Raw genomic sequence first — 11,572 nt, 5'->3', positions numbered from 1 at the left:
CGGCCGGCCGGCCGGCCGCCGTAGGTCCACTGCGGGGCGGGCCAGGTGCCGCTGCAGGTGGAGCCCGTGTTCCAGCCGGAGTTGCCGCCGCCGTCGGTGATCTGCAGGCCGGTGCCGATGCAGTTCTGGATCGGGGTGGCGCTCTGGGCGATGTTCTTGGCCGTGACGTTCGTGAATTTCATGGCGGCGTTGGACTGGGCCTGGATGGCGTAGGTGCCCGCGCCGTCGATGTTGACATCGGTCAGGTTGATGCCGCTGACCGCGCCCTCGATGGACTGGATCGCCTCGTAGGAGCTGTCCAGGATGTCGGTGTCGGTGACATTGATCGTGGCGCCGCTGATGGGCTCGTTGAGTCCGTCGAACCAGAGCGCACCGACGCCGAAGTTCCAGTTGTAGTCGCTGTTGCCGGTGCGGATCAGGGTGTTGCGGGCGGCGGTGATGGTGCCCGCGACCGCGGTCCCGCTGCCGGAGTTGACGCCCGGGTAGCGGTTGGCGATGTGCAGGCCGCCGCCGTTGCTGACGGTGTCGGCCATCACGTTGTCGGAGATGGTGAAGTCCCGGCCGCCGTAGGTGACGATGTTGTTGGCCAGGATCGGCAGCACCACGGTGTCGTGGGTGAAGCTGTCGTTGACGTTGGGCTTGTCCTGGGGCCAGGAGGCCAGTCCGTCGTCACCGGTGTTGCGGACGAAGGTGTTGGTGACCGTGGAGTTTGTGACTCCGGTGTGGAAGTTCACCCCGTCCGCGGTCTGGTCCAGGATGCGGCTGTTCTTGATGGTGAAGTGGTCCATGGGGCCGTCCATCCAGGCGCCGACCTTGGTGTGCTGGATCCACAGGTCGTCCACGGTGGAGTTGGACATCGCCCCGCCGAGGCCGTTGACCTGGTCGGAGTCCACCCGCTCGCGGATGTCGCCGATGATGGCGAAGTCCTTGAGGGTGACGTTCTGGCTGGGGCCGCCGTCGCTGACGTACTTGCCGTAGATGCCCGCCGCGCGGCTGCTGTTGCCCGGGTCGCGGCCGCCGAGGACGGTGTACCAGGGGCCCGCGCCGGCCAGCGTCACCTTGTCCACCACGACATGGCCGTAGAGGGTGTAGTTGCCCTGCGGCAGGTAGACGGTGCGGCCCTGGGCCGCACCGGCGTCCACGGCGGCCTGGATCCTCGCGGTGGAGTCGGTGGCGCCGCTGGGGTCGGCGCCGTAGTCGGCGACCGCGTCGATGGCCCCGGTGGGCTTGCCGATGGGCGCGGCGACGTTCTCGAAGTCCGCCAGGTCGATGGTGAAGGTCGGCGACTGGGCGGTGGAGGACACCTGGAGGCGGATCTTGGTCCCTGCCGGATAGGTGCTGCCCAGCAGGGTCCTGGTCTCGTCGAAGAAGTGGTGGGGGTTGGTGTCGCCCGGGTTGTTGTTGAAGGGGTAACCGCCGTAGTACCAGCTGTACTTGGAGGTCACCGCGACGCTCTTGAGCTTGGACCCGTTGACCAGCAGGTCCATGGAGGCGTCGCGCCCCTTGCCGTCGGAGGAGTCCGGCAGGCTGTAGCGGAAGTCGATGGAGTTGGCCGGCTGGGTGAGGGTGAACTCCACGTACTGGCCGACGGCGCCCAGGGTGACCGCCTGGCGGCCGGACGCCTCCGAGGGCAGATGGGTGTAGAGGCGGTCGGGTCCGATCACGGTGCCGTTGGTGGCGGCGTACTCGGCCTCCTGCTCGACGAACGGGACGGTCGCGCCCCGTCCCTGGACCGCCAGCGGGGAGAGGGTGGGGACGCCCGCCGCATGGGCGGTGCCGGCGCCGGCCACCACAGCGGTGACCAGTCCTGCGGCGCCGAGGGCTGCGGCCGTGAACGCGGCGAGTCCGCGGCGGGGGCGGCCGCGGTGGGGTGAACGCATGGGGATGCACTTCCTTGCTGGTCGATGAGTGGTGGGACCAGAGGTGCAGTGAGGGGGATGTGACGCGGTCATTTCATCCGGCAGCGAGAGACTAAGGGCCGCGTCCGCATGAAGTCCATAAGCGGGAGCAAGATTTTGGCAGAAACAACGCAAGGAACTTACGAGCACATGCAGAGGGCCCTGGACTCCCCCTCAGGAGTCCAGGGCCCTCGTACGCGGCGGGTCAGCCCAGCCACACCGCCGCGTCCACCGGCAGCCGCCCGCCGGTCAGCTCCGCGCTGGCCAGCAACGGCCGCCCGCCCTCCGGCAGCGGTACCGGCGCGTCCGACAGGTTGACCAGACAGCCGAAGTCCTCACCGCGGCGGAAGGACAGCACCCCGGGTGCGCTCTCCAGCCAGCTGAAGCGGCCCTCCCGCAGCGCCGCCGTACTGCGGCGCAGCCGCAGCGCACTGCGGTACAGATTGAGCATCGAGCCGGGATCGGCCCGCTGGGCCTCCACGGTGAGGGCCTCCCAGCCGGCGGGCTGGGGCAGCCAGGGGTCCACGTCCTGCCGGGTGAACCCGTACGGCGGCGCGGTGCCCGACCACGGCAGCGGGACCCGGCATCCGTCGCGCCCCGGGTCGGTGCCGCCGGAACGGAAGTGCATCGGGTCCTGGAGCCGGTCCAGCGGCAGGTCCTCGACCTCCGGCAGGCCCAGTTCCTCGCCCTGGTAGAGGTAGACGGCGCCGGGCAGGGCGAGCGAGAGCAGCGCGGCCGCGCGGGCCCGGCGCAGGCCCAGCGCGGGATCGGTGGGCGTGCCGAAGGCCTTGGCGGCGAAGTCGAACCTGGTGTCGGCCCGGCCGTAGCGGGTGACGGTGCGGGTGACGTCGTGGTTGGCCAGCACCCAGGTGGCGGGGGCGCCCACCGGGGCGTGCAGGTCCAGGGTGGTGTCGATGGAGGCGCGCAGCTGGTCGGCGTCCCAGGCGCGGGTCATGAAGTCGAAGTTGAAGGCGGTGTGCAGTTCGTCCGGGCGCAGATACCGGACGAAGCGCTCGGCGTCGGGCAGCCAGACCTCGCCGATCAGCGCCCGGGGGTCGGGGTAGGAGTCCGCGATCCGCCGCCAGGAACGGTAGATCCCGTGCAACTCCTCACGGTCGACGAAGGGGTGGGGGTCGCTCGCCGGGTCGAAGTCGGGCAGCGCCGGGTCCTTGGTGCAGAGCGCCGCGGAGTCGATGCGGACGCCCGCCGCGCCGCGGTCGAACCAGAACCGCAGCACGTCCTCGAACTCGGCGCGGACCTCCGGGTGGTCCCAGTTGAGGTCCGGCTGCTGGGTGGCGAAGAGGTGCAGATACCACTCGCCCGGGGTGCCGTCGGGGTCGGTGGTACGGGTCCAGGGCACCCCGCCGAACTCCGACACCCAGTTGTTGGGCGGCAGTTCGCCGTCCGCTCCGCGGCCCGGACGGAAGTGGAAGCGCTCCCGCTCGGGGCTGCCCGGCGGGGCGGCCAGGGCCGCGCGGAACCAGGGGTGGGCGTCGGAGATGTGGTTGGGGACGATGTCCACGATGGTGCGGATGCCCAGGTCCAGCGCCTCGGAGATCAGCTTCTCGGCGTCGGCCAGGGTGCCGAAGACGGGGTCCACATCACGGTAGTCGGCGACGTCATAGCCGCCGTCGGCCATCGGAGAGGGGTACCAGGGGTTGAACCAGATGGCCTCGACTCCCAGGTCGGCGAGGTACGGGAGCCGGTTGCGGATGCCGGCCAGGTCGCCGACGCCGTCGCCGTTGCCGTCGGCGAAACTGCGCGGGTACACCTGGTAGATCGCCGCGTCTCGCCACCACCCCGGACGCTGGGGCTGAGGCTGGGGCTGCTGTACCACGGTGGTGGATCCTTTCGGGTACGGACGGATGGAGGCATGGGGTACCGCGCCGCCGGCCCGGCCGCGGGGAACGGTTGGATGGGGGCCGGCGGCGGTTCTGGGGGCGGCGGGTGCCGCGTCAGCCCTTGAGGCCGCCCGCGGTCAGCCCGGACATGATGTTCCGCTGGAAGATCAGGAAGAAGACCAGCGTGGGCACCGAGGCGATGGCCAGGGCCGCGATGACGACGTTCTGCGGCACCCCGGTGGAGAGCGATCTGATGCCGATGTTGAGCGTCTGGTTGGCCGGGTCGGGCTCCACCAGCATCGGCCAGAGGAAGTCCTTCCAGACGTTGACCACGGCGAAGATGGAGACCACGCCGAGGATCGGCCGCGACATCGGCAGCACCACCGACCAGAGGGTGCGCAGCGGGCCGGCGCCGTCGATGGCGGCGGCCGACATCAGGTCGGCGGGTATGGAGTCGAAGAAGCGCTTCAGCAGAAAGATGTTGAAGGCGTTGGCCACGGTGGGCAGCCAGATCGCCCACGGGCTGTTGATCAGGTTGAGGTGGAGCACCGGCAGGTCCAGCACCGTCAGGTACTGGGGGACGATCAGCACGGCCGCCGGGATCATCAGGGTGGCCAGCATCATGCCCAGGACGACGTTGCCCAGCACCGGGCGGAGCTTGGAGAGCGAGTAGGCCGCGGCGACGTCGAAGACCAGCTGGAGGACGAGCGCGCCGAAGGCGTAGTACAGGGTGTTGAACAGCAGCCGCCCCATGGAGAGCCGGCTCCACGCCTGGGAGTAGGTGTCGGTGTGGATGTGCTGCGGGAAGAGGGTCGGCGGGTTCTGGATCACCTCGGAGGTGGACTTCAGGCCGCCGGTCACCAGCCAGTACAGCGGCCCGAGGAAGACCAGGGTGAAGCCGGCCACCACCACCACGAGGACGATCCGGTAGAGCACCTTGCCGGTGGGGCGGTTGAGCTGGGTCTGCGAGATCAGGGTGCGGGTCCGCACGGCGTTGGCTGCCACGGGGGCGCTCCTCTCAGTCGGTCTCGCGGCTGAGCCGCACATAGACGGCGGAGAACCCGGCGAGCACCAGCAGCATGACCAGGCCCAGCGCGGAGGCGCTGCCGTAGTTGTTGAAGTTGAAGGCGTACTGGTAGACGAGGTAGACGACCGTGGTGGTGGAGCCCTGGGGGCCGTTGCCGCCGGTGAGCAGGAAGGGCTCCACGAAGACCTGCATGGTGGCGACGATCTGCAGCAGCAGGAGCAGCGAGAGGATCAGCCGGGTCTGCGGGATGGTGACGTGCCAGATCTTGCGCAGCAGCCCGGCGCCGTCGAGTTCGGCCGCCTCGTAGAGCTCGCCCGGGATGGTCTGCAGCGCCGCCAGGTAGACCAGGGTGGCGCCGCCCATGTTCATCCAGGTGGAGGCGATCACCACCGAGAGCATGGCGGTGGAGGTGGAGTTCAGCCAGGCCGACGTCGGCAGGTGGAGGAAGGCCAGGATGTGGTTGAAGAGGCCGAAGTCCGGGTCGTAGAAGTACTTGAAGAGCAGCACCGAGGCGACGGGCGGCATCATCACCGGCAGATAGACCAGGACCCGCAGATACGCCCGGGCGTGCCGCAGCTCGTTGAGCACCACGGCCACCACGAAGGGGACGGCGAAGCCGAGCAGCAGCGCCAGTCCGGTGTACAGCAGGGTGTTGCGCCAGGCCTGCCAGAAGGCGGGGTCGTTGAAGATGCGTTGCAGGTTCTCCATGCCCACCCAGGTGGTGGTGCCCCGCTTGGTCTTCTGGAAGCTCATGATCACTTCACGGACCATGGGGTACCAGGTGAAGAACCCGAAGCAGAGCAGGGCGCCGAGCAGGAACCCGTATGCGGAGAGGTTCCGGCGCACCTTCTGCGCCAGCCCCCTCCGGCTCCGCCGCGGAGTCCCGTCCTCCCCCGGATCGAGCCCGTGCGCCGCCTTGCCCGGGACGGTGATCGCCGCCATCACTTCTCCTGAGTCGTACCGCTGATCGTGGGTGCGGGGGCCGGCCGCTGCGGGCCGGCCCCCGGAGGTGTGGCTACTGCAGGTTGGCCAGCACCTGGTTGACCTGGGTCTCGGCGTCCGAGAGCAGCTTGTCGACGTTGGCGTGCTGGTCGGTCAGCACCGCGGAGACCGGGTTGTCCATCACCTTGTAGATCTGCTGGGCGTTGGCCGGCTCGGTCTTGCCGGGCACCTGGACGGACAGGTAGGGAGCGTAGTTGGCGACCGGCACGGTGGCGCTCGCCGCCTTCAGCTGGTTGTCCTTGGCCAGGCTGTCGCCGGTGAAGAAGAACGGCTCGGGCAGACCCACCGGGAGACCGTCGGCCTTGGTGCGGGAGTAGTTGAACTGCCCCTTGCCCATGGTGAGGTACTTGAAGTTGATCCAGGCGATGCCGGCCTTGATCTGGTCGGGGGTGGAGCCCGCCTTGAACATGTAGTCGTCGCCGCCGAGCAGCGCCGCCTTGCCGCCGGGCATCGGGCCCATGCCGTAGTCCTGGTAGTCGCCCTTGAGGGTCTGCACCATGTAGGTGATGTCGTCCGGGGCGCCGATGTACATACCGAGCTTGCCGGCGGCCATCTGGGTCATCAGGTCGGGCCACTTCAGGCCCTGGGCCGCGCTCATGGACTTGTCGGTCCACCGCATGTCGTAGAGGTTCTGCAGCACCTGCTTGCCCTCGGCGGTGTTGAAGGCGGCCTTGGAGCCGTCCTCGTTGACCATGGTGCCGCCGAGGCCGTAGAGCTCGGCGGTGAAGTGCCAGCCGCCCTGGTTGGTGGCGCTGTAGTCGCCGTAGCCGTTGACGCCGCCGCCCAGTGCGGCGATCTTCTTGGCGTCCGCGCGGATCTCGTCCCAGGTGGTCGGGGGCTTGTCCGGGTCCAGGCCGGCCTTCTTGAAGAGGCTGCGGCTGTAGAGCAGGCCCATCTTGTAGTTGCTCTTGGGCAGGCCGTAGAGCTTGCCGCCGTCCGTGAGGGTGGCGAGGACCGACGGGTCGATGTCCTTGAAGGCGGGCACGGTCTTCTCGTTGACGTACGCCGTGATGTCCGCGGCCCCGCCGGCGTCCAGCACCTGCTGGAGGTCGGTGAAGTAGGAGTAGAAGACGTCGGTCTGGGTCTTGCCCTGGAGCTGGGCGGTGAACTTGGGGGGCTCCTCGCAGGGCGAGGCGTCCTTGGAGTTGATGGTGACGTTCGGGTAGATCTTGTTGAACTCCGCGATGTCCTCCGCCCACTCCTTGCGCTCGGCGGTCTTGGTGGTCGGCGGCTGGCAGTCGATGCTGATGGTGACCTTGGTCTTGGGGTCCAGAGGCGTGGCTGCGTCCGCGGACTTGGAGGCGCCGGTGTCCCCGGAGCCGCTGCCGCCGCCGCTGCCTGAGCTGCTGCATGCGGCGACCGGGAGGACCAGGCCGGCGACGGCGAGGGCGGTGACCGCTCTGCGGAGCAGCCGGTTTCTGTTCATGCGGGTGGACCCTTCTGCAAGCACGGTGGAGGGAAGGCCCGGACCCGTGCGGGCCTGGGAGAAAGTGCGCAGGTGACGCGTCGTGGGCTCGGTGGGGCCGCGGACCTCGTCCCGACAGTGCGGCCCCTCCGACGCGCCATCACTTAACCATCGCCGTCAGATGACCACAAGATGTCGACGGAACTTTGCAAAATCACGATATCGAGTTGTGACGTCAGGACGAAGTTCCGTCAGCCACCGGAGCGTGCACTGAGAGGCGCAGCGGGCCACTGCTCGACCGGACCACCAGCTCGGGCTCGAAGAAGATCTCACCCTGCTCCCCCCAGGTCCCCGAGATGGCCCCGACCAGCAGGTCGACCACGGTGCGGCCCATGGCGTCGATGGGCTGACGGACCGTGGTCAGGGCGGGGTCGGTGCAGGTCATGAAGGACGAGTCGTCATAGCCGACCACCGAGACGTCCCCCGGCACCGACAGCCCCCGGCGCCGCACCGCCCGGATCGCCCCCAGCGCCAGCGGGTCGCTGGCGCAGACGATGGCGGTGGCCCCGCGCTGCAGCAGCCGGCCCGCCGCGGCCTGGCCGCCCTCCAGGGAGAACATGGTCCGCTCCACCATGTCGTCGGGCAGCGCGGAGCCGGCGGTCCCGGCCTGCGCCCGGGCCGCGGCCAGCTTGCGGGCGGACGGCACATGGTCGGGCGGGCCCAGCACCATCCCGATCCGCCGGTGCCCCAACTGCCGCAGATGGCCGAGGACCTGCTCGACGGCGACCGCGTCGTCGCAGACCACCCGGGGGAAGTCCAGGTCGTCGATGGCGGCGTTGAGCAGCACGGTCGGCAGGCCCCGCTCGGCCAGCAGGCCGTAGTGGCCGTGCGGGGCGTCCCGCTGGGCGTAGGCGCCGCCGAAGAAGACCACCCCCGAGACCTGCTGCTCCAGCAGCAGGTCCACATAGTCCGCCTCGGAGACACCACCCGCGGTCTGGGTGCAGAGCACCGGGATGAAGTTCTGCTGGGCGAGGCCGGCGCCGACCACCTCGGCCAGTGCGGGGAAGATCGGGTTCTGCAGTTCGGGGAGCACCATGCCGACCAGCCGGGAGCGCTGGCCGCGCAGTTGGGTGGGCCGTTCGTAGCCGAGCACGTCCAGCGCGGTCAGCACGGCGGCGCGGGTGTTCTCCGAGACGCCTGGCCGGTTGTTGAGCACGCGGCTGACCGTCGCCTCGCTCATGCCGACCTTCTTGGCCACTTCTGCAAGTCGTCGAGTCACGGCTCGAAATCCTACGACTAAAATCAGCAATTGGCTTGCATGAGATTGTCGACGATGGCCGGCCGGCCTGCCGGGACGCAGACGGCGGCGGCCGGCCAGGTCCGCCCTGGCCGGCCGCCGCCGTCCGTACTGCCGTGCTGCCGTACTGCCGCTGTCCGCCGCCTCCGGCCGTCCCCGCCCGCCGATCAGCCCCTGGCGGGCGCCGGGCCGGTGGACCTGCGGACCACCAGCTCCGGTTCGAAGAGCAGCTCGTCATGGGTGACCCGGACGCCCGCGATCTCCCCCGCCAGCAGCTCCACCGCGGCCCGGCCCATGGCCTCGATCGGCTGACGCACCGTGGTGAGCGGCGGGTCGGTGCAGGTCATGAAGGAGGAGTCGTCATAGCCGACCACCGAGACGTCGTCCGGCACCGACATCCCCCGGCGACGGGCCGCCCGCACCGCCCCCAGCGCCAGCGGGTCGCTGGCGCAGACGATCGCCGTGACGCCCTGGTTCAACAGCCGGGTGGCGGCGGCCTGGCCGCCCTCCAGGGAGAAGAGCGCCCGCTCCACAGAGGAGTCCGGCAGCTCCAGACCGGCGCGCTCGGCGGCGGTCCGCCCGGCCGCCAGCTTGCGGCGGGACGGCACATGGTCCGGCGGACCCAGCACCATCCCGATCCGCCGGTGCCCCAGCGACACCAGATGACCCACCGCCTGCTCCACCGCCACCGCGTCGTCGCAGGAGACCCGGGGGAAGTCCAGATCCTCTATGGCGGCGTTCAGCAGCACGGTCGGCAGACCCCGCTCGGCCAGCCGGTCGTAGTGGTCGTGCGGGGAGTCCGCCTGCGCGTACAGACCGCCGAAGAAGACCACCCCGGAGACGTGCTGCTGCAGCAGCAGGTCCACATAGTCCGCCTCGGAGACACCGCCCGCGGTCTGGGTGCACAGCACCGGGGTGAAGCCCTGCTGCGCCAGCGCCCCGCCCACCACCTCGGCGAACGCCGGGAAGATCGGGTTCTGCAGCTCGGGCAGCACCAGGCCCACCAACCGGGCCCGCTCACCCCTGAGCTGGGTGGGCCGCTCGTAGCCGAGCACATCCAGCGCGGTCAGCACCGCCGCCCGGGTGGACTCCGAAACCCCGGGCTTGTCGTTGAGCACACGGCTGACCGTGGCCTCGCTGACCCCGACCTTTCTGGCCACCTCGGCAAGTCGTCGTGTCATGGGCGTAAGCGTACGACATTGGCCGTAAGCAGCTTGCAGCAAACCAGCAGCGGCTTGCCTGCGGCCGGCGACCGCCGAAGGCCCCCAGCCGCGCGGTTGCCGTCCGTGCCCGTGCACCCCGGCGGGTGCACGGGCACGGACGGCCACGCCGCTACGGCCGCTCGCCGGGGGCGAGCGGGGTGAAGGTGAACGCGAAGCGGAACGGAGCGGCCGTCAGCCGGTGCGCGGGCAGCACCCCGGGGCCGCAGGAGGCCGACCCCAGACCGTGCTGGGCGTGGTCCAGATTGAGGTGGACCCACCGGGGGTCGGGCTCCAGCTCGTCGGTGTGCCGGGCGGCGGCCAGCTGCTCACTGGTCCAGCGGCGCGCGGTGAGGGCGAACTCGGGCTCGCCCTCGATGCGCAGCCCGGCGCCCCCGCCGTGCTGACCGCCGTACAGCCACGCCGTCCGCACCCCGGTGCGGCTGCCGTTCTCCTGCGGCATCACATACGGCGTCTGCAGGGCGTCCACCGTCGACTCCCAGCGGCCGGTCCTGGCCGCCCGGCGGCTGTCCGGGTACGCCTCCCCCGGTCCGCCGCCGAACCAGCGCACCCGGTCCAGCGCCGCCGGCACCGCCAGCCGCACACCGACCCGGGGCAGCGGGTCCGGCCACTCGCCCTCCGGCTCCACCTCCACCTCCAGCCGCAGCCGCACCCCGTCGGAGGTCCAGCGGTGGACGGTGCGCAGCCCGGCGTCGGTGGCCGCGGGGGCGACCCTGGTGCGGACCAGCAGTCCGCCGTCCTCGACGCACACCTCGTCGGTGCGGTGCCGCATCCGGTGCAGCCCCAGCCGCCGCCACCGCTCGGCGAGACGGTCCTGCGGACGGGCGAGGGTCATCTCGTCGTTGTCGGTGGGCGCCCGCCAGACGTCCAGCCGGGGGCCCAGCACGGTGAGCGGCCCGAGGGTGCGCAGCAGTCCGGTGGCGGGGTCGAAGCCACCGGGCCCCAGCCGCAGGACGCCGGCCTCCCGGTGCGGGACGGCGGTGGGGCGCGGTGCGGGCCTGACCGGCGCGGGCGCGGCCGGGAACTGCACCCAGGCCACCTCATGGCCGGCCTCCGCCCAGGCCGTGTCCTCGGCGAGGACCGCGCTGACGGTCCACCAGGCCTCCCCCTTCCCCGCGGCCGGCGGCTCGGGCAGCTTGAGTTCGGCGCTCTCCCCCGGTGTCAGCACGGGCACCGTCAGCAGGCCCTCGGCGGTGGTTACGCCGTCGACCTGGTGGACCCAGCGGAAGGCGAGACGGCCGAGGTCGGCGAAGTCATGGCCGTTGGTGATCCGTACCGCCCGGGCGTCCCCGGTCAGCTGCACGGGCTGCACCACCGCCTTGAACTCGGCCAGCCCCGGGGAGGGGGTGCGGTCGGGCAGCACCAGTCCGTCGCAGACGAAGTTGCCGTCGTGCAGCTCCTCGCCGAAGTCGCCTCCGTAGGCGAACCGCTGGCGTCCGTCGGCGGTGCGCTGCCGGATGCCGTGGTCGATCCACTCCCAGACAAAGCCGCCCTGACAGCGCTCATGGGCCGCGAAGAGGTCCTGGTACTCGCTGAGCCCGCCCGGTCCGTTGCCCATGGCGTGGGCGTACTCGCAGAGCACGAAGGGCAGGGCGCGGCGGCGGGCGTCCAGCTGCGGGTCGTCCAGCGGCTCCTCGGCGCGTGTGCCGATCGCCGCCACCTCCTGGTGGGAGGCGTACATCCGGCTGTAGACGTCGGTGTCCCGGCAGCTGCGGTCGCCCTCGTAGTGGATCGGGCGGCCGGGGTCCCGGGCCCGGATCCAGTCGGCCATGGCGCTCAGGCCCCGGCCGGTGCCGCACTCGTTGCCGAGCGACCACATGATCACGCTGGGATGGTTCTTGTCCCGCTCCACCATGCGGGCGGCGCGGTCCAGCAGCGCCGG

At 70.7% G+C, this 11,572-nt stretch carries 8 protein-coding genes; all 8 read right to left on the bottom strand.

The window, feature by feature from the left end:
* The coding region (locus AOK09_RS03915; protein ID WP_265736702.1) for a glycosyl hydrolase family 28-related protein at positions 1 to 1,880 on the bottom strand (1,880 nt) is incomplete at its 3' end.
* 223 nt (positions 1,881 to 2,103) lie between these two features.
* On the bottom strand, positions 2,104 to 3,735 hold the full coding sequence (locus AOK09_RS03910) for a glycoside hydrolase family 13 protein (protein ID WP_055585686.1): 1,632 nt from the start codon (positions 3,733 to 3,735) through the stop codon (positions 2,104 to 2,106).
* 118 nt (positions 3,736 to 3,853) lie between these two features.
* Positions 3,854 to 4,729 (bottom strand): carbohydrate ABC transporter permease, encoded by an 876-nt coding sequence (locus AOK09_RS03905; RefSeq protein WP_055585687.1) that lies wholly within the window; start codon positions 4,727 to 4,729, stop codon positions 3,854 to 3,856.
* A gap of 28 nt (positions 4,730 to 4,757) precedes the next feature.
* Positions 4,758 to 5,708, bottom strand: coding sequence for a carbohydrate ABC transporter permease (locus tag AOK09_RS03900; RefSeq protein WP_055585685.1), 951 nt, complete (start codon positions 5,706 to 5,708; stop codon positions 4,758 to 4,760).
* A 73-nt stretch (positions 5,709 to 5,781) separates the two neighbouring features.
* The gene (locus AOK09_RS03895; protein ID WP_055585684.1) at positions 5,782 to 7,194 is read right to left on the bottom strand and encodes an ABC transporter substrate-binding protein; all 1,413 of its coding nucleotides are present in this window, start codon (positions 7,192 to 7,194) and stop codon (positions 5,782 to 5,784) included.
* A 214-nt stretch (positions 7,195 to 7,408) separates the two neighbouring features.
* Positions 7,409 to 8,452: a LacI family DNA-binding transcriptional regulator gene (locus AOK09_RS03890; RefSeq protein ID WP_055585683.1), complete on the bottom strand. Its 1,044-nt coding sequence runs from the start codon at positions 8,450 to 8,452 to the stop codon at positions 7,409 to 7,411.
* Between the two features lie 185 nt (positions 8,453 to 8,637).
* Positions 8,638 to 9,651: a LacI family DNA-binding transcriptional regulator gene (locus AOK09_RS03885; protein WP_055585682.1), complete on the bottom strand. Its 1,014-nt coding sequence runs from the start codon at positions 9,649 to 9,651 to the stop codon at positions 8,638 to 8,640.
* Positions 9,652 to 9,802: 151 nt separating this feature from the next.
* Positions 9,803 to 11,572: beta-galactosidase small subunit-related protein (locus tag AOK09_RS03880; RefSeq protein ID WP_157875791.1), on the bottom strand; the 1,770-nt coding region annotated here is incomplete at its 5' end.

The sequence above is a fragment of the Peterkaempfera griseoplana genome, from assembly GCF_001418575.1.
Lineage (GTDB): Bacteria > Actinomycetota > Actinomycetes > Streptomycetales > Streptomycetaceae > Peterkaempfera > Peterkaempfera griseoplana.
The sequence above is the reverse complement of the archived record's forward strand: the minus strand, read 5'-3'. Positions and strand labels throughout refer to the sequence as shown.